Source organism: Streptomyces dryopteridis (assembly GCF_049606955.1).
Taxonomy (GTDB): domain Bacteria; phylum Actinomycetota; class Actinomycetes; order Streptomycetales; family Streptomycetaceae; genus Streptomyces.
Genome location: NZ_CP187113.1, coordinates 1377196 through 1395255 on the forward strand (window position 1 = coordinate 1377196; position 18060 = coordinate 1395255).

The window sequence follows — 18060 nt, forward strand, 5'->3', positions numbered from 1 at the left end:
CCGAGACCGGACGGCGCGCTCACGGGGCTCAGGCCCCGGTGGACGCTCCGGTGCCGACCTCGCCGACCTCGGCCGCGGCCTGCGCCGCGATCCGTTCGTCGGCGGCCGCACGGATGGCCCGCCAAGCGGACTCCGCGGCCTGCTGCTCCGCTTCCTTCTTGCTGCGGCCGGTGCCGGTGCCGTACGAGACACCACCGACGCGGGCGGCAGCTGTGAAGGTCTTCTCGTGGTCCGGGCCGGTCTCGGTCACCAGGTATTCCGGTACGCCGAGACCCTCGGCGGCCGTGAGCTCCTGGAGACTGGTCTTCCAGTCCAGGCCGGCACCGAGGTTGGAGGACTTCTCGATCAGCGGGTCGAAGAGCCGGTGAACCAGCTCCGAGGCCGCGTCGAGGCCCTGGTCCAGATAGACCGCGCCGATCACCGCTTCGAGGGTGTCGGCCAGGATCGATGCCTTGTCCCGGCCACCCGTGCCCTCTTCACCGCGGCCGAGCCGGATGAAGGAGCCGAGTTCCAGACCGCGACCGACCTCCGCGAGCGCCCGAGAATTGACCACCGCGGCCCGGAGCTTGGCCAACTGGCCCTCCGGGAGATCGGGGTGGGTCCGGTACAGCGTGTCCGTGACCACGAGGCCGAGCACGGAGTCCCCGAGGAACTCCAGTCGCTCGTTCGTGGGCAGACCGCCGTTCTCGTACGCGTACGAACGGTGGGTCAGCGCACGCACCAGAAGGGCGGTCTCGACGTGATAGCCGAGCCGCCCTTCCAGAAGCGTGTGGGACGAGGCCGCGTTGTTGTCTGCCTGCTTCTTCTCGCCGGCAAGATCGGACATTGCGCCTCTCACCAGCCGCTCAGACCGCGAGGACCTGGCGCTTGTTGTAGGTGCCGCAGCTGGGGCACGCGATGTGCTGCTGCTTCGGCTCCTGGCAACGCTCACACGAAACCAGGGTGGGGACCGCAGCCTTCCACTGCGACCGGCGGTGGCGCGTGTTGCTGCGCGACATCTTCCGCTTCGGAACAGCCACGGCTACTTCTCCTGCTTCTCGGCGGCGCTCTGAACTCCGTCAGATGCAGTGCCGCTCATGTTGTCCTTCTCGTCGTCCTGATCGGTCGCGACGAGTCCTTGCAATGCCGCCCATCGAATGTCGACGGCGTCATGGTGGTGGTCGGGGTCCGCGTTGAGACCGATCCCGCAATCGGGGCACAGTCCCAGGCAGTCCTGCCGACACACCGGCTGCAGCGGCAGTGCGAGCACCACCGAGTCCCGCAGCAGGGGTTCGAGGTCGAACAAGCCGTCCTCGAGGAAGTACCTGTCCTCGTCGTCCTCGGCGTCGTCGGCCGGTTCCGCCTTGCGGCCCCGGTCGTCGGCGTCAGGGTACGTGAACAGTTCCTGGAAATCCGCTTCGAGCTCGCGCTCCACGGTCTCCAGACACCTTACGCACTCCCCCACGGCCGATGCACGGGCGGTGCCTGTGACAAGCACCCCTTCCATGACCGACTCAAGGCGGAGGTCGAGCTCCACGGGGGCGCCGACCGGCACCCCGATGACCGTCTCGAGGCCGAGGTCCGCGGGGGCCTCGACGGTGCGGGACAGCCGCTGAATGCCACCGGGACGCCGACCCAGCTCGTGCGTGTCGAACACGAGGGGGTTTCGGTGGTCGAGGCGGGTGTTCAGGGCCGTTCCTGCTTTCGTTGCGATCCGTGACGGGCGCCCGGGGGCGACCGGAGATCGCCGACTTCGGGCACACGAATCAGCCGCGCACATGCGCGACCGAACAGCCAGGATACCCGGCACCGCCCGATGCGCCCAATCCGGTCCCTGCACCCCCTTCCGCCGCAGGTCAGCGGTGGTCCGGGGGGTGCGGGAAGCGCGAGAGGTCGATCATCGAGGTGTCGAAGAGGCTGGTCTCGTCCAGGGTGCCCGCGTAGGGGTCGGGATACCCCGAGCCGGGGGCCGAGGGCGCGGCGCCGGGCGTACCGGCCGGCACCACGTTCTGGCCGGGCAGGCCGCCCCAGGTCTCGTAGGGCCCGTAGGGGTCGGGGTAGGCGGGCCCGAGGGAGGGGGCGTACACCTCGTACTCGGGGGCCCGGCCGTACGCGGGGTCGTACGGCGCCTCGTACGGCGCCTCGTGCGCGCCGCCGGTCGCGGCCGGGGCGTACCCGGTCGTGGCGAGCGGCTCGGGGTCGGGGGCGGCCAGCCCGGCCAGGAACTCGGCGTCGCTCCCCGCCTCCCGGGCCCGGCCGCCGGCCGCCGCCTCGGCCGCGTCCCGCGCCGCGAGCTGGGCGCCGAGCCCGTCGCCGGCGGTGTGGCCCTGGAGTTTGGCCCGGCCCCGGCCGACGGCGTCGAGGGTGTCGGCGAGCACGGCCTCCAGGGAGGCGAGCCGGGCGTCGGCGTAGGCGTCGGCGCGCCGGCGGGCCTCGGCCGGGTCGCCGGTGGGCTCGGGCGGGGCCGGGTCGGCGGGGTCGAGGGGGTCGACGGCGCCGGTGGCGAGCCGGGCCCGGCCCCGGACGACGGAGCCGTGGGTCTTGGCGAGCACGGCCTCGAAGTTGGCGAGCTTGGCGTCCACCCAGTCCTCCGCCTCGGCGCGGATCACGGCGGCCTCGGCGCGGGCCTCGGCCAGGGCCCGTTCGGCCTCGGCGTGCGCCCCGCGCGCGACCTCGGTCTCGGAGACGAGGTGCTCGCGGCGGGTACGGGCGCCGGACAGCATCCGGTCGGCCTCCCGACGGGCCTCGGCGACCAGGTGGTCCCGGCCGGCGAGGAGGTCGGCGGCCCGGTCGAGGGCTCCGGGCAGGGCGGCGCGGAGTTCGGCGAGCAGTCCGAGCAGTTCGGCCCGGTTGACCACGCAGGAGGCGGACACGGGCACGGCCCGCGCGTGGGTGACCAGGGCGACGGCGGCGTCGAGCGGCCGACGGACCGGGCTGTCGTCGGGGCCGGCGCCGCTCGGGCCGGGCGTCGGGTGGCCGGGGGCCTTCCGCATGTCCATGGGGACTCGCACTCTCTCGGCCTCGGGTGGTTCCCGAGACGGGCGGGGACGACTGTAGGGCCGTCCCCGCCCGCCGACGGGGGTGTGCGGGCCACAACCGCGCGAACGGGGGACACCGAAGGGGGCGCGTGTCGTCCCGGCGTCGCTCAGTGGCGGTCGAGGCGCTCCAGGAGGGCGGTGTGCACGGTGGGGGGCAGCATCGGGGAGACGTCCCCGCCCCAGCCGGCGACCTCCTTCACCAGGGAGGAGGACAGGAAGCTGTAGGTGGGGGAGGTGGGCATGAACAGGGTCTCGACCCCGGTGAGCCCGTGGTTCATCTGGGCCATCTGGAGTTCGTACTCGAAGTCGGAGGCGGCGCGCAGCCCCTTGACGATGGCCGCGATCTCCCGCTCCTTGCAGTAGTCGACGAGCAGGCCCCGGAAGGACTCGACCTCGACGTTGCCGAGGTCGGCGGTGGCCTCGCGGATCAGTTCGATGCGCTCCTCGACGGTGAACAGGCCCTGCTTCTTGGGGTTGATCATGACGACGACGTGGAGCACGTCGTAGAGCTTGGAGGCGCGTCCGATGATGTCGAGGTGCCCGTTGGTGATCGGGTCGAAGGATCCGGGGCAGACGGCGCGGCGCAACGGGACTCCTGGGGTTCGGGACGGATGCGGGACGGGTGGTGCGGGTGGTGCGGTTGCGGGTCCGGGCGCGGGACGGCGCGCGGACCCGGCCGGGTCACGCGGCGCCGGTCACCCGGCGTCGACGGCCCGGGCGTACCAGAGGGTGCCCTCGCCGTAGCGGCGCGAGCGCAGTGGTTCGAAGCCCTCCGGCCACGGGAAGACGCCGCCGCGGGTGGCGCGTTCGGCGGTGATCAGGGCGTCCTCGGCGAGCCAGCCGCCGTCGGCCAGCGCGCGCAGGATGGCGCACAGTTCGGCGTTCTCGACGGCGTAGGGCGGGTCGAGGAAGACGAGGTCGTAGGGGTCGGCGGGGGCGGGGCCGGCGGCGATCTGCTCGGCGCGGCCGGTGCGGGCCTCGGCGCCGGGCAGCCGCAGGGCGGCGATGTTCTCGCGGATCACGCGGGCGGCCTTGGGGTCGGCCTCGACGAGGAGGGCGTGGGCGGCGCCGCGCGAGAGGGCCTCCAGGCCGACGGCTCCGGAGCCGCCGTAGAGGTCGAGGACGCGGGCGCCCGCGATCTCGTGCAGGGAGTCCCAGGTGGAGAAGAGGCCCTCGCGCGCCCGGTCCGAGGTGGGGCGGGTGCCGGTGCCGGGGGGCACGGCCAGGCGTCGGCCGCCGGCGGTGCCGGCGATCACGCGGGTCATCTGCGGGTCCTTGCGGTTCGGGAACGGGACGGGCGGGGTCGGTGGTGACCCCCGCCCGTCCACGATATGGCCTGCGCGGGGTTCACCCCTTGTCGAGGTAGCGCTCGCGCTCGGCGTCGAGCAGCGCGTCGAGGGTGGTGCGCAGAGCGGGCAGCCCGAGGAGTTCGGGGTCCTCGGCCACCACGCGCGTGGCTTCCTCGCGGGCGGCGGCGATGACCTCCTCGTCCTCGATGACGGCGAGGACGCGCAGGGAGGAGCGCACGCCGGACTGGGCCTGGCCGAGCACGTCGCCCTCGCGGCGCTGTTCGAGGTCCACGCGGGAGAGCTCGAAGCCGTCGAGGGTGGCGGCCACGGCGCCGAGGCGGGCTCGGGCGGGGCCGGCCTCGTGGGCCTCGCTGACCAGGAGGCACAGGCCGGGCGCGGAGCCCCGGCCGACCCGGCCGCGCAGCTGGTGGAGCTGGGAGACGCCGAACCGGTCCGCGTCCATGATGACCATGACGGTGGAGTTGGGGACGTTGACGCCGACCTCGATGACGGTGGTGGCGACCAGCACGTGCACCTCGCCGGCGGCGAAGCGGCGCATCACGTCGTCCTTGTCGGCGGGGTCCATGCGGCCGTGCAGGACCTCGACCACGAGTCCGGCGAGGGGGCCTCCGGCCAGTCGGGCGGCGATGTCGAGGACGGCGAGCGGGGGGCGCTTGTCGTCGCCGTCGGGCCCGTCGGCCTCCTCGGCGGCGCGCGGCCGGGCCTTGGCGCCCTTGACCGCCTTCGCCGTCTTGGCGGCCTTCCCGGCCTTGGGGTCGTCCTCCTCGTCGCCGATGCGGGGGCAGACCACGTACGCCTGGTGGCCGGCCTCCACCTCCTCGCGCACGCGCTCCCAGGCGCGGGTCAGGAAGTGGGGTTTGTCGCGGGCGGGCACCACGTGGGTGACGATCGGGGACCGGCCGGCCGGGAGCTGGTCGAGGACGGAGGTCTCCAGGTCGCCGAAGACGGTCATGGCGACGGTGCGCGGGATGGGGGTGGCCGTCATGACGAGCAGGTGCGGGGGTTGTTTGCCCTTGGCGCGCAGGGCGTCGCGCTGTTCCACGCCGAACCGGTGCTGTTCGTCGACCACCACGAGGCCGAGGTCGTGGAAGGTGACCTTGTCCTCGATGAGGGCGTGGGTGCCGATGACCAGGCCCGCTTCCCCGGTGACGAGGTCGAGGAGGGCCTGGCGGCGGGCGGCGGCGCCCATGGAGCCGGTGAGCAGGACCACCTTGGTGCCCAGGTCGGAGCCGCCGAGCAGGCCGGCCTCGGCGAGGTCGCCCATCATCTCGACGATGGAGCGGTGGTGCTGCTGGGCGAGGACCTCGGTGGGGGCGAGCATCGCGGCCTGGCCGCCGGCGTCGACCACGGCGAGCATCGCGCGCAGGGCCACCATGGTCTTGCCGCTGCCGACCTCGCCCTGCAGCAGCCGGTGCATGGGGTGTTCGGTGGCCAGGTCGGCGAAGATCTCGGCGCTGACGGTGCGCTGGCCCTCGGTGAGGGTGAAGGGCAGTCGGGCGTCGAAGGCGTCGAGGAGGCCGCCGGGCACGGGGCGGCGGGCGACGGCGGGGATCTGGGTCTCGGCGTGCCGGCGGCGGGCGAGGGCGACCTGGAGGACGAACGCCTCGTCCCATTTGAGACGTTGGCGGGCGGTCTCGATCTCGGCCTTGGTGCGGGGCCGGTGCACGGCGTACAGGGCCTCGGCCAGGGGTTGCAGGCCGCGGCCGGCGCGCAGGGCGGGCGGGAGCGGGTCGACGGCCTCGGCGGCGCGCGGCAGCACCGCGTCGACGGCCTTGGCGATCTTCCAGGACTCCAGTTGTTTGCAGGCCGGGTAGAGCGGCAGGAGCCGGCCGGCGAAGGCGTCCACGGCGGCCGCGTCGGCGGCCGCACCGTCGGCGTCCACGAGGGGGCCGCCGAGGGTCTGGTAGGCGGGGTGGGCGAGCTGGAGGCGGTGGTTGAAGACCCCGACCTTGCCGGCGAACATGCCGCGGGTGCCGGGCAGCAGTTCCTTCTGCGGTTTGTGCACCCCGGAGCCGAAGAACACGAGCTGGAGCCGGCCGGAGCCGTCGGTGAGGGTGACCTCCAGGCGTTTGCCGCGGCCGCCGTTGAAGGTGAGCACGCGGGCCTCGGCGACCTGGGCGACGACGGTGACGTGCTCGTCGATCTGGTCGGAGAGTTCGGCGAGCGGGGTCAGTTCGCCGCGCTCGGCGTACTTGCGCGGGTAGTGGTGGAGCAGGTCCCCGACGGTGTGCAGGTCGAGGTGGTCCGCGAGGACCTTGGCGGTGGCGGCGCCGAGGGTCTTGCGCAGGGGTTCGGCGAACGGGTCGGCGGGGGTCTCGTTGAGCGCGTGCACCGGTCCATTGCACACCATGGGGCCGACAGTCGGGGTCGGCCCCCGCGCTATTCGACGCCGATGAGCAGCGGGGCGCTGTGCCGGCCGCCCCGGTAGGTGACGGTGTCCACGGCGAGGTGCCGGGCGCGGACGTGCCCTTCGAGTCGGGCGGCGAGGTCCTCGGGGGCGTCCTCGCCGAGGACGAGGGTGACGAGTTCGCCGCCGGGGCCGAGCATCCGGTCCAGGACGGTGACGGCGGTGTCGGCGAGGTCGGTGCCGATGACGGCCACGTCCCCGTCGATGAGGCCGAGCACGTCGCCGGCCTGGCAGATTCCGGCGGAGGTGAAGGAGCGGGCGGCGGCGACGGTGAGTTCGCCGTGGCGGGTGGCGCCGGCGGCGGCGGTCATGGCGATGACGTCCTCGTCGAAGCCGCCGGCGGGATCGTGGACGGCGAGGGCGGCCAGGCTCTGCACCGGGGAGCGGGTGGGGATGACGGCCACGCGGATCCCGTCGGCGCGGGCCTCCTCGGCGGCGAGGGCGGCGGCGGGGCGCAGTTCGGGCAGGCCTGTGAGGAGGACGACCTCGGCGGCGCCGGTGGCGGTGAGGGCGGCGGCGAGTTCGGCGGCCGAGGGCGGGGTGTCGGGGTGGGCGGGGACGGGGTGGGCGTCGGCGGCGGCGCAGAGTTCGGCCAGGCCCTCGCCGGGCAGGACGGCGACGACGGTGCGGCCGGTGCGGGTGGCGCGGGTGCGGGCGCGGTCGTGGGCGTCGCCGAAGTGCGTGACGCGGATCCGGTGCGGCCGGCCGGCCTCGACCCCGGCCTCGACGGCGGCGCCGGGGTCGTCGACGTGCACGTGCACGTTCCACAGGCCGTCGCCGCCGACGACGACGAGGGAGTCGCCGAGCCGGTCGAGCCGGGTGCGCAGGGTGTCGACGGCCGGTTCCTCGGCGTCGAGGAGGTACACCACCTCGAAGCGGGGCCCGTCCAGTTGCCGTTCGCAGGGGGTGCCGGGCTGCGGGACCACGGGCACGGCCGGGCCGGGCACGGGTTCGGGGTCGTGGCGTTCCCCGGACAGGGCCTGGCACAGCGCGTCCAGGACGGTGACCAGTCCGCAGCCGCCGGCGTCGACGACCCCGGCGCGGCCGAGGGCGGCGAGTTGGTCGGGGGTGCGGGCGAGCGCGGTGCGGGCGGCGTCGTGGGCGGCGCGGGCGCGGGGCAGCGGGCCGGCGTCGGCGGGGAGTTCGCGGGCGGCGTCGGCGGCGGCGCGGGCCACGGTGAGCATGGTGCCCTCGACGGGGTGGGCCACGGCCCGGTAGGCGGCGTCGGCGGCGTCGCCCAGGGCGCGGGCCAGGTCGGGGCCGGGGTCGCCGTCGGGGCCCTCGGCGGTCGGGGCGGTGAGGCCGTCGGCGACCCCGCGCAGGAGCTGGGCGAGGATCGTGCCGGAGTTGCCGCGGGCGCCGAGGAGGGCACCGCGGGCGTAGGCGCGGACGGTGGCGTCGAGGGTGGGGTGGGGGGCGGCGGGGTCGGTGTCGGCGGTCCGCCACAGGTCGGCGACGGCGGCGGCCCCGGAGTCGGCGGTGAGGGCCAGGTTGGTGCCGGTGTCGGCGTCGGCGATCGGGTAGACGTTGATCGCGTCGAGGTCGGCCCGGGCCCGGCCGAGACCGGCCGAGACCAGGGAGGTCCAGGCGCGCACGGCGGCCGCGTCGAGCACGCCGGTCGGGGTCTGGGGCTCGTGCGGCACCGGGTGTTCCTCCTTGTGCGGGCCGGGGTTCACCGGCCGGGGGCGGTGTCCGTCGGCGTCATCGTAGTTTCCCCCCGCCGGCCCCGGCCCCGGTGGGCGGGGGCCGGGGCCGGCGGGGGGCGGTTCAGCGGCCGGTCTCGTCGGTCGCCCCGCCGAAGTGGTCCCAGCCGCCGGCCGCCGTCCAGGCCGCGCCGTCCACGGTGACCTGCGGCAGCGCGGACACGTTCAGGACCTCGCCGATCACCTTCCAGCGGGCGGGGAGCTTCACGTCCCGGGGGAAGGTCGCGACGATCGCGTGGTCCTCGCCGCCGGTGAGGACCCACTGGTAGGGGTCGACGCCGACGGCGGTGCCGATGTCGTGCATCTGGCCGGGCACGTCGATGGCGGCGGTGCGCAGGTCGATGCGGACCTTGCTGGCCTCGGCGATGTGCCCGAGGTCGGCGACGAGGCCGTCGCTGACGTCGGTCATGGCGGTGGCGCCGAGGGCGGCGGCGGCCGGGCCCGCGTGGTACGGGGGTTCGGGCCGGCGGTGGGCCTCCACGAAGGCGCGCGGGGAGCGGAAGCCGCGTTGGAGGATGGCGAGTCCGGCGGCGGACCAGCCGAGCCAGCCGGTGACGGCGACCACGTCGCCGGGGCGGGCCCCGGAGCGGAGCACCGGTTCGTGGCCGCGCAGGTCGCCGAGGGCGGTGATGGAGACGGTGATGGTGTCGCCGCGCACCACGTCGCCGCCGACCACGGCCGCGCCCGCGACCTGACATTCGTCGCGCAGCCCGTCCATGAGTTCGGTGGGCCAGGCGGCGGGGAGTTCGGCGGGCAGGACGAGACCGAGAAGGAGGGCCGTGGGCACGGCCCCCATCGCGGCGATGTCGGCGAGGTTCTGCGCGGCGGCCTTGCGGCCGACGTCGTAGGCGGTGGACCAGTCCCGGCGGAAGTGCCGGCCCTCGATGAGGATGTCGGTGCTGGCCACGACCCGACGGTCGGGGGCCGAGACCACGGCGGCGTCGTCGCCGGGTCCGACCCGGACGGCCGGGGTGGTGGTCAGGCGCGCGGTGAGTTCTCGGATGAGCCCGAACTCCCCCAGCTCGCCCACGGTGCCCTTCATCGCTGTGCTCCTTCCGGCCCGGCGGGCCTGCGGTCGCGGGCCGCCGCCGGGGTGGGTACCGTCAACGGATACGTCAACGTGTGCGGTGCGCGCGCCCCGGGGCGCGCGGCGACGGACGTCCGGGTCTCCCCGTGGCACGGGGTGGCGCGGTACCGTGGCGTCTCTTCTCCCCCGGGGCCGCTCACCCGAGGGTCCTCCCCCGTCCGCCTCGCCCTCACGGCGCGGGTCGGGGGTCGACGACAGCCGGGGGATCCACCCCTCATGGCCCTCCTGGAGGTCCCGTGGTTCAGGCGTACATCCTCATCCAGACCGAGGTGGGCAAGGCGTCCACGGTCGCCGCGTCCATCGGCGAGATCCCGGGTGTGATCCAGGCCGAGGACGTGACGGGTCCGTACGACGTGATCGTGCGCGCCCAGGCCGACACCGTCGACGAACTCGGTCGCATGGTGGTCGCCAAGGTCCAGCAGGTGGACGGCATCACCCGCACCCTGACCTGCCCGGTCGTCCATCTGTAGCCCCGTCTAGTCTGGGCCGGTGATGTTCTCGCACCGCCGGCCGCCCTCGCGCCTGCTCGTCCTCGTCGCCCTGGTGGCCCTCGCGGGCTGCGGTGCCCGAACTCGCGTGGACCCCCCGCCCACTCCGCCGGCCGACGTCGCGAAGCACTGTGCGGCGTTGCACGGGGAGCTTCCCGAGGAGGTGGCGGGGGCCGCCCGGAGCGACACCGATCCGGACTCCGAACTGACCGCCGCGTGGGGCGGCTCCGCGATCGTACTGCGGTGCGGGATCCCCAAGCCCCCCAGGATGGCCGATCCGGATCAGGACGGCGTCGAGGTGAACGGGGTGTCGTGGTTGTTGGAGCCCCTCGACGGCGGGCGGTTCCGCTTCACCACCGGTCTGCGGGTCGCGTACACCGAGGTGGTGGTGGACGCGGCCACCGCGAAGGACCGGGGTGCCGGTCTGCTGGTGGGGATATCGGCGGCGGTGGCGAAGACGGTGCCGGAGGGCATCGCCTCGTACTGACGCCCGCCCGGTCCCCGTCGGGGCCCGTCCCTCACGCGCGTCCGCCCGCCCGGGTCTCCTCGACCGGGCGGGCGGACGCGCGTGGCGTGCCGGGAGGGGTCAGCGCAGGCCGGTGGAGCGGCGCAGCGCGGCCTTGATCAGCAGGTCGACCAGCTCGGGGTAGGACACCCCGGTCTCCTCCCACATGCGCGGGTACATGGAGATGGGGGTGAACCCGGGCATGGTGTTGATCTCGTTGATGACGAACTCGCCGTCCTCGGTGAGGAAGAAGTCCGCGCGGACCAGGCCCTCGCAGGAGGCGGCGTCGAACGCGGCCACGGCCAGGGCGCGGACCTCGGCGATCTGCTCCTCGGTCAGCGGGGCCGGGACGATCCCGGAGGCCGAGTCGATGTACTTGGCCTCGAAGTCGTAGAAGTCGTGGCTGGAGACCGGGGGGATCTCGGCGGGGACGCTGGCGCGCGGGCCGTCCTCGAACTCCAGGACGCCGCACTCGATCTCGCGGCCCCGCAGCAGCGCCTCGACCAGCACCTTCGGGTCGTGGCGGCGGGCCTCGCGGATCGCCTCGTCCAGGCCGGACTCGTCGTCGACCTTGGTGATGCCGATGGAGGAGCCGGCGCGGGCGGGCTTCACGAACAGCGGCCAGCCGTGCTCCCCGGCGAACTCCAGGATCCGGGCGCGGGCGCCGGCCGCGTCGTTGTCCCATTCGCGGGGGCGGACGGTGAGGTAGGGGCCGACCTTGAGCCCGAAGGACTCGAAGACCCGCTTCATGTACTCCTTGTCCTGCCCCACGGCGGAGGCCAGGACGCCGGAGCCGACGTAGGGGATCCCGGAGAGCTCCAGCAGCCCCTGGAGGGTGCCGTCCTCGCCGTAGGGGCCGTGCAGCATCGGGAAGACCACGTCCACCTCGCCCAGCACCTTGGGCACGGCGCCGGGTTCGGTGTAGAGGACCTCGCGGTTGGCGGGGTCCACGGAGAGCACGACGGTGCCGTCGGCGGACTCGGCCAGCTCCGCGACCTCGGGCAGCTTGCGGTCGGCGATGGCCATCCGCTCGGGGGCGTCGGCCGTGAGCGCCCAGCGCCCGTCGGTGGTGATGCCGACCGGCAGCACCTCGTACTGGGTCCGGTCGATGGCGCGCAGGACGGCACCGGCGGTGACCACCGAGATGGCGTGCTCGGAGCTACGGCCGCCGAAGACGAGGGCCACGCGCGGCTTGCGGCCGCCCGACTGCGGGGTCTGGGGGAGGTTCTCGCTGCTCATATCGCCACGAGGGTACCCGCTCGCACGTCCGAACGGGGTCAGCGCCTTTCCGATTTGGCGCTGCGTCCCATCAGCTCCTTGAGGGCGACCAGCGGCGGCTTGCCGTGGTGGACGATGTCGACGACCGTGTCGGTGATCGGCATCTCCACCCCGTGCCGGCGGGCGAGGTCGGCGACGGACTCGCAGGACTTGACGCCCTCGGCGGTCTGCTTGGTGACCGCGATGGTCTCCGCCAGGCTCATGCCGCGCCCGAGGTTGGTGCCGAAGGTGTGGTTGCGGGAGAGCGGCGAGGAGCAGGTGGCGACGAGGTCGCCGAGGCCGGCGAGGCCGGAGAAGGTGAGCGGGTCGGCGCCCATGGCGAGGCCGAGCCGGGTGGTCTCGGCCAGGCCGCGGGTGATCAGGGAGCCCTTGGTGTTGTCGCCCAGGCCCATGCCGTCGGCGATGCCGACGGCGAGGCCGATGACGTTCTTGACCGCGCCGCCGAGTTCGCAGCCGATCACGTCGGTGTTGGTGTACGGGCGGAAGTAGGGGGTGTGGCAGGCGGCCTGGAGCCGGCGCGCGACCTCCTCGTCCCGGCAGGCGACGACGGCGGCGGCGGGCTGCCGGGCGGCGATCTCGCGGGCGAGGTTGGGGCCGGTGACCACGGCGACCCGCTCGGCGGCGACCCCGGCGACCTCGCGGACCACCTCGCTCATGCGCTTGGCGGTGCCCAGCTCGATGCCCTTCATCAGGGAGACCAGCACGCTGTCGGCGGGCAGCAGCGGGGCCCAGGCGGCCAGGTTGCCGCGCAGGGTCTGGGAGGGCACGGCGAGCACGACGAACTCGGCGCCGGCGGCGGCCTCGGCGGGGTCGGTGGTGGCCCGGATCCCGTCGGGCAGCGGCACGTCGGGCAGGTAGTCGGGGTTGACCCGCTCGGCGTTGACGGCGTCCACGAGCTCCTTGCGGCGGCCCCACAGGGTCACCTCGCAGCCCGCGTCGGCGAGCACCATGCCGAAGGCGGTGCCCCAGGAGCCGGTTCCGTAGACGGCGACCCTCGGGCCGCCGGACCTGGTGTCGTTCGCGTTCACCGCTTGTCCTCCCCGGCGGCCCTGCGCCGCTGCTCGGCCCGCGCCTGGCGGTGGTCGTAGGGGCGCTCGGGCGCCTTCTCCCCGCGGAGTTCCTCCAGCAGGGCCGTGATGGCCGCCATGATGGCCTCGGTGGCCTCGCGCAGGACCTCGGGGGTGGGTTCGAGGTCGTGGAAGCGGGAGAGGTCCACGGGCGGTCCGGCGAGCACCGTGAGGGTCTTGCGGGGGAACAGGTTGAGCTTGTTCTCCTTGGCGTACGGCGGCATCGCCAGGTTCGCGCCCCACTGGGCGACCGGGATGACGGGCGCCTTGGTCAGCAACGCCACCCGCGCCACGCCGGTCTTGCCGGCCATCGGCCACTGGTCGGGGTCGCGGGTGAGGGTGCCCTCGGGGTAGAAGGCCACGCACTCGCCGTTCTCGATGGCGTTCACGGCGGCCCGGAACGCGTCGAGGGCGTTGGTGGTCTCGCGGTAGACCGGGATCTGGCCGGTGCCGCGCAGGATCGCGCCGACGAAGGCGCCCTTGAACAGTCCGGCCTTGGCGAGGAAGCGGGGCACCCGGCCGGTGTTGTACTGGTAGTGCGCGTACGACAGCGGGTCCAGGTACGAGTTGTGGTTGACGGCCGTGATGAAACCGCCGTCGGTCGGGATGTGTTCCGTGCCACGCCAGTCCCGTCGGAACAGCACGACCAGCGGCGGTTTGGCGATGACCGCCGCCAGGCGGTACCAGAAGCCGATTCTGCGGCGGGACACGCGCGCACCTTCCTCTTCGAACGGCGGGTTCTCGGGGATCGAGGACATCCGACCGGTGTCGCCGGCGCCGTGTGGGGGGCTCGGCGAGCCGGACAAGTCTGGCCTCGCTCCGGTCGCGTGTCGAGAACACCGTACGCCCCGCGCGCGCCCCGGGGGCTCCGGGCCCGTGCGGCGACGAGTGACAATGGGGGCCGCCCGGGCCCCTCCGGGCGGCCTGGGGGCGTCGAGGGAAGGGGGCCGTCACGGGCACGGGATGGAGCGTGGTGGTGCCGCTGAAGCGGCTGGAGGCGGCCAAGAGCCGCCTGGCACCGGCGGTGGGGGGCCGGAGGTCGGAGTGGGCGCTGGCGTTCGCGAGGGACACCGTGGCGGCCGTCGCGGCCTGTCCGTCGGTGCTGGATGTGGCGGTGGTCACGGACGATCCCCGGGCACGTCGCGCGCTGCGGGCGCTGGGGGCCCGGATCCTGCCGGACCCGCCGGGCGACGGGGGGTTGAACGCCGCGCTGGCGCACGGGGCGGACCGGGTGCGGGCGCTGCGGCCCGGGGCCCGGGTGGCGACGTTGAACGCGGACCTGCCCGCGCTCCGGCCGGCGGAATTGCAACGGGTGCTCGACAATGCGGAGCTATTTCCGAGGGCTTTTCTCGCGGACGCGGCGGGAATCGGCACGACGTTGCTTTCCGCTGCTCCGGACGAGGAATTGCGCCCCTCGTTCGGCGGTGCGTCGCGCGCTCGTCATATCGCCTCGGGTGCGAGGGAAATCACGCTGGCGGACGTGCCGAGCGTGCGGCGGGACGTGGACACGTGGGAGGACCTGACGGCCGCGCGGCGGCTGGGATTGGGCCCGCACACGTCCCGTTACAGTGGCTCCGTGCAAGCGACGGCGTACACCTTCGACCCCTCCACCCGCCACGGGAGCGTGCTCCTGGACGACGGGACCCCGGTGCCCTTCGAGGCGCCCGCGTTCGACGCGGGCGGCCTGTTGTTGCTGCGGCCGGGACAGCGGGTGCGGATCGAGACCTCGGGCGAGGGCGCGGGAATGCACATCGACCTGATCACGCTGCAGACCTTCTGACCAGGGCGGGCGCCGGGAACGACCGCGGGCCGGCCTCCCCGGAACAGGGGAGGCCGGCCCGACGCCGTGACGGGAGAACCCTTACTTCTTGCGGGTGGCCGTCTTCTTCGCGGTGGTCTTGCGCGCCGTGGCCTTCTTGGCGGGGGCCTTGGTCGCGGCCGCGGCCTTCTTGGCGGCCGGGGCGGTCTTCTTGGCGGTGGTCTTCTTGGCCGCCGCCGGAGCCGCCTTGGTCGCGGTCTTCTTCGCCGGGGTGGCCTTCTTGGCCGCCGCGGTCGTCTTCTTCGTGGCCGTGGTCGCCTTCTTGGCGGCGGCGGTGGTGGTCTTCTTGGCCGCCGCCTTGGTCGCGGTGGCCTTCTTGGCGGGGGCCTTGGTCGCGGCCGCGGCCTTCTTGGCGGCCGTGGTCTTCTTGGCGGCGGCCTTCTTGACGGTGGCCGAGGCCCCGCCGGTCAAGCTGCCCTTGGGGGCCTTCTTCACGGAGACCTCGCCGCCCTTGGGCAGCTTCTTGGAGCCGCTGACCAGGTCCTTGAAGCCCTGACCGGCCCGGAAGCGCGGCACGGAGGTCTTCTTGACCCGGACCCGCTCGCCGGTCTGCGGGTTGCGGGCGTACCGCGCCGGACGCTCGACCTTCTCGAACGAGCCGAAGCCCGTGACCGAGACCCGGTCGCCCGCGACGACGGCGCGGACGATGGCGTCCAGCACCGCGTCGACGGCGTCGGCGGCCTGCTGACGGCCGCCCATTTTGTCGGCAATCGCTTCTACGAGCTGCGCCTTGTTCACGTCTTCCCCTTCGGAGACATCGCCAGAACGAATCTGTTCAAGCTATTTCGCACGGTAGGCGGATATATACCGCAAATCAAACACGAAACGGGCTAATCACCCTAGTGCCGCAACGACGTGAGCCGTCGCGGAGTTCCTTCGCATCAGTCGCCTTCAGGGAATCGGCCCTCGTCGAGGTCCTTCATCAACCTGTCCAGACGTCTGGCCGCATCGGCGAGATCGTGCTTCGCCGCGGCCGTGACGACCAACAGCTTCCGGGACAGCGTCATCCTTACGCCCTCCGGGACTTGCAGTGTGCGCACCCTTGCGTGTGCTTCTTTCAACCGGTCCGCGACGAGTTCGGTGAGCTTGAGTTGACTGTCGCGTTCCATGCACAGATTGTGCCATCTGGGGCGAGTTGTCGCCTCATGGGCCCTCAACAAACGCGGATGCCCCCCGCCGGGAAGGCGAGGGGCATCGCGGATGAGTTCACTTCGGGATCGGTGAACAATCCCTGGTCACAGCGGAATCAGACGGTCAGCGTCCGGGGCTTGTGGGCCGGTCGGTTCGATTCGTAGGCGTCGATCTCGGCCTCGTTCCGAAGGGTGATGGAGATGTCGTCCAGCCCCTCCAGCAGGCGCCAACGGGCATTGTCGTCGAGTTCGAAAGCGGCCTCGATACCCTCGGCCACGACCCGGCGTTCGACCAGGTCCACGGTGATCTCGGCGGTCGGGTCGGCCTCGGTCAGGGCCCACAGCCGGTCCACGGTCTCCTGCGGCAGCACCACCGTCAGCAGCCCGTTCTTCAGCGAGTTGCCGCGGAAGATGTCGGCGAAGCGGCTGGAGATGACGGTCTTGAAACCGAAGTTCTGCAGCGCCCAGACGGCGTGTTCGCGGGAGGAACCGGTGCCGAAGTCGGGACCTGCGACCAGGACCGTCGCCCCCTGCCGCTCGGGCCGGTTGGTCACGAACTCCGGGTCCTTGCGCCATGCCTCGAAGAGCCCGTCCTCGAAACCGTCACGGGTGATCTTCTTCAGCCAGTGGGCGGGGATGATCTGGTCGGTGTCGACGTTGCCGCGGCGCAGCGGGACGGCCCGGCCGGTGTGGGTGGTGAAGGCTTCCATGGTTCTCAGACTCCTGCGGGGGCGGTGTCGGCCGGGGCGTCGGTCAGGTCGGCGGGCGAGGCCAACCGGCCCAGCACGGCGGTGGCGGCGGCCACCGGCGGGGAGACCAGGTGGGTGCGTCCGCCCTTGCCCTGCCGGCCCTCGAAGTTGCGGTTGGAGGTGGACGCCGAGCGCTCACCGGGGGCCAGCTGGTCGGGGTTCATGCCCAGGCACATGGAGCAGCCCGCGTGTCGCCACTCCGCGCCGGCCTCCTTGAACACCTTGTCCAGGCCCTCCTCGACGGCCTGCAGCGCCACCCGGACGGACCCCGGCACCACGAGCATCCGGACCCCCTCGGCGACCTTGCGGCCCCCGATCACCTCGGCCACGGCCCGCAGGTCCTCGATCCGGCCGTTGGTGCACGAGCCGACGAACACGGTGTCCACGGCGATCTCCCGCAGCGGCTGCCCGGCGGTCAATCCCATGTACTCCAGCGCCTTTTCGGCGGCCAGCCGCTCCGAGGGGTCCTCGTAGGAGGCCGGGTCCGGCACGGAGGAGGACAGCGGGGCGCCCTGGCCCGGGTTGGTGCCCCAGGTGACGAACGGCGCCAGCGCGGCCCCGTCGATGACGACCTCGGCGTCGAAGACGGCGTCCTCGTCGGTGCGCAGGGTCTCCCAGTAGGCGACCGCGGCGTCCCAGTCGGCGCCGACGGGGGCGTGGTCGCGGCCGCGCAGGTACTCGAAGGTGGTGGCGTCGGGGGCGATCATGCCCGCCCGCGCGCCGGCCTCGATGGACATGTTGCAGATGGTCATCCGCGCTTCCATCGACAGCTTCTCGATGGCCTCGCCGCGATATTCCAGGATGTAACCCTGGCCGCCGCCGGTGCCGATCTTCGCGATGATCGCGAGGATCAGGTCCTTGGCGGTGACGCCCTCGGCCAGCTCGCCGGTGACGGTGATGGCCATCGTCTTCGGGCGGGCCAGCGGCAGGGTCTGGGTGGCCAGCACGTGCTCGACCTGGCTGGTGCCGATGCCGAAGGCCAGCGCGCCGAACGCGCCGTGGGTGGAGGTGTGGGAGTCGCCGCAGACCACGGTGGTGCCGGGCTGGGTCAGGCCGAGCTGCGGGCCGACCACGTGGACCACGCCCTGCTCCACGTCGCCCAGCGGGTGCAGGCGCACCCCGAACTCGGCGCAGTTCTTGCGCAGGGTCTCCAACTGGGCGCGCGAGACCGGGTCGGCGATGGGCTTGTCGATGTCGAGGGTCGGGGTGTTGTGGTCCTCGGTCGCGATGGTGAGGTCGACCCGCCGGACCCCGCGTCCGCTCAGGCGCAGCCCGTCGAACGCCTGGGGGCTGGTCACCTCGTGGAGCAGGTGCAGATCGATGTAGAGGAGGTCGGGCTCGCCTTCCGCACGTCGCACGACGTGGTCGTCCCAGACCTTCTCCGCGAGTGTCCTGGCCATCGCTTTCCCTTCGGCCGACGGCCCACGTCGGCGCTGCTGGAGATCCCGAACCCAGTGGTTCGTGGGCCCGTACATACAGACTGTCGGGTTCTTGGAAAAT

The 18060-nt window shown here is 73.3% G+C and carries 19 protein-coding genes; 3 read left to right on the forward strand and 16 right to left on the reverse strand.

Translation table 11 applies throughout. The annotated features are described in order from the left end of the window. Positions 1-28 precede the first annotated feature (28 nt). The 9 genes from rnc to ACN20G_RS05485 form a co-directional block, all read right to left on the reverse strand. The gene (gene rnc, locus ACN20G_RS05445; protein WP_424211580.1) at positions 29-826 is read right to left on the reverse strand and encodes a ribonuclease III; all 798 of its coding nucleotides are present in this window, start codon (positions 824-826) and stop codon (positions 29-31) included. Between the two features lie 19 nt (positions 827-845). After that, a complete protein-coding gene (rpmF, locus tag ACN20G_RS05450) occupies positions 846-1019 on the reverse strand; it encodes a 50S ribosomal protein L32 (protein WP_003957604.1) in 174 nt (57 codons plus the stop codon). 2 nt (positions 1020-1021) lie between these two features. After that, positions 1022-1669: a YceD family protein gene (locus ACN20G_RS05455; protein ID WP_424215381.1), complete on the reverse strand. Its 648-nt coding sequence runs from the start codon at positions 1667-1669 to the stop codon at positions 1022-1024. Between the two features lie 166 nt (positions 1670-1835). After that, the gene (locus tag ACN20G_RS05460; protein WP_424211581.1) at positions 1836-2978 is read right to left on the reverse strand and encodes a cell division initiation protein; all 1143 of its coding nucleotides are present in this window, start codon (positions 2976-2978) and stop codon (positions 1836-1838) included. Positions 2979-3124: 146 nt separating this feature from the next. Beyond that, positions 3125-3604, reverse strand: a complete 480-nt coding sequence (gene coaD, locus ACN20G_RS05465; protein WP_424211582.1) for a pantetheine-phosphate adenylyltransferase — start codon at positions 3602-3604, stop codon at positions 3125-3127. Positions 3605-3712: 108 nt separating this feature from the next. Continuing rightward, the gene (gene rsmD, locus ACN20G_RS05470; protein WP_424211583.1) at positions 3713-4345 is read right to left on the reverse strand and encodes a 16S rRNA (guanine(966)-N(2))-methyltransferase RsmD; all 633 of its coding nucleotides are present in this window, start codon (positions 4343-4345) and stop codon (positions 3713-3715) included. 19 nt (positions 4346-4364) lie between these two features. Beyond that, positions 4365-6659, reverse strand: a complete 2295-nt coding sequence (gene recG / locus ACN20G_RS05475) for an ATP-dependent DNA helicase RecG (RefSeq protein ID WP_424211584.1) — start codon at positions 6657-6659, stop codon at positions 4365-4367. A gap of 47 nt (positions 6660-6706) precedes the next feature. Then, positions 6707-8377: a DAK2 domain-containing protein gene (locus tag ACN20G_RS05480; RefSeq protein WP_424211585.1), complete on the reverse strand. Its 1671-nt coding sequence runs from the start codon at positions 8375-8377 to the stop codon at positions 6707-6709. Between the two features lie 124 nt (positions 8378-8501). Then, positions 8502-9479 carry a thiamine-phosphate kinase gene (locus tag ACN20G_RS05485; protein WP_424211586.1) on the reverse strand — a complete coding sequence of 326 codons (978 nt, stop codon included), beginning with the start codon at positions 9477-9479 and terminating at the stop codon, positions 8502-8504. A gap of 281 nt (positions 9480-9760) precedes the next feature. Between ACN20G_RS05485 and ACN20G_RS05490 the strand changes: the two genes are divergently transcribed. Beyond that, positions 9761-9994 (forward strand): Lrp/AsnC family transcriptional regulator, encoded by a 234-nt coding sequence (locus tag ACN20G_RS05490; RefSeq protein WP_424211587.1) that lies wholly within the window; start codon positions 9761-9763, stop codon positions 9992-9994. Positions 9995-10016: 22 nt separating this feature from the next. Continuing rightward, complete coding sequence (locus ACN20G_RS05495; RefSeq protein WP_424215382.1) at positions 10017-10499, forward strand: DUF3515 domain-containing protein; 483 nt, start codon at positions 10017-10019, stop codon at positions 10497-10499. A gap of 99 nt (positions 10500-10598) precedes the next feature. Here ACN20G_RS05495 and ACN20G_RS05500 read toward each other — a convergent pair whose 3' ends face one another. Genes ACN20G_RS05500 through ACN20G_RS05510 form a run of 3 tightly spaced genes read right to left on the reverse strand, consistent with a single transcriptional unit; the run spans position 10599 to position 13572 of the window. Further along, on the reverse strand, positions 10599-11756 hold the full coding sequence (locus ACN20G_RS05500; protein WP_424211588.1) for a D-alanine--D-alanine ligase family protein: 1158 nt from the start codon (positions 11754-11756) through the stop codon (positions 10599-10601). Between the two features lie 38 nt (positions 11757-11794). After that, complete coding sequence (locus ACN20G_RS05505; protein ID WP_424211589.1) at positions 11795-12823, reverse strand: NAD(P)H-dependent glycerol-3-phosphate dehydrogenase; 1029 nt, start codon at positions 12821-12823, stop codon at positions 11795-11797. Then, on the reverse strand, positions 12820-13572 hold the full coding sequence (locus tag ACN20G_RS05510) for a lysophospholipid acyltransferase family protein (protein WP_424211590.1): 753 nt from the start codon (positions 13570-13572) through the stop codon (positions 12820-12822). The genes ACN20G_RS05505 and ACN20G_RS05510 overlap by 4 nt, the downstream gene beginning before the upstream one ends. A gap of 260 nt (positions 13573-13832) precedes the next feature. Here ACN20G_RS05510 and cofC point away from each other — a divergent pair, with 260 nt between their 5' ends. Then, on the forward strand, positions 13833-14642 hold the full coding sequence (gene cofC, locus ACN20G_RS05515; protein ID WP_424211591.1) for a 2-phospho-L-lactate guanylyltransferase: 810 nt from the start codon (positions 13833-13835) through the stop codon (positions 14640-14642). Between the two features lie 81 nt (positions 14643-14723). On the opposite strand, the gene ACN20G_RS05520 is transcribed toward cofC, so the two are convergent. The 4 genes from ACN20G_RS05520 to leuC form a co-directional block, all read right to left on the reverse strand. Then, on the reverse strand, positions 14724-15419 hold the full coding sequence (locus ACN20G_RS05520; protein WP_424211592.1) for an HU family DNA-binding protein: 696 nt from the start codon (positions 15417-15419) through the stop codon (positions 14724-14726). Positions 15420-15562: 143 nt separating this feature from the next. Next, positions 15563-15790, reverse strand: coding sequence for a hypothetical protein (locus tag ACN20G_RS05525; protein WP_424211593.1), 228 nt, complete (start codon positions 15788-15790; stop codon positions 15563-15565). A 137-nt stretch (positions 15791-15927) separates the two neighbouring features. Then, positions 15928-16521, reverse strand: coding sequence for a 3-isopropylmalate dehydratase small subunit (leuD, locus tag ACN20G_RS05530; protein WP_424211594.1), 594 nt, complete (start codon positions 16519-16521; stop codon positions 15928-15930). A 5-nt stretch (positions 16522-16526) separates the two neighbouring features. Beyond that, positions 16527-17960 carry a 3-isopropylmalate dehydratase large subunit gene (gene leuC / locus ACN20G_RS05535; protein ID WP_424211595.1) on the reverse strand — a complete coding sequence of 478 codons (1434 nt, stop codon included), beginning with the start codon at positions 17958-17960 and terminating at the stop codon, positions 16527-16529. Positions 17961-18060: the final 100 nt, after the last annotated feature.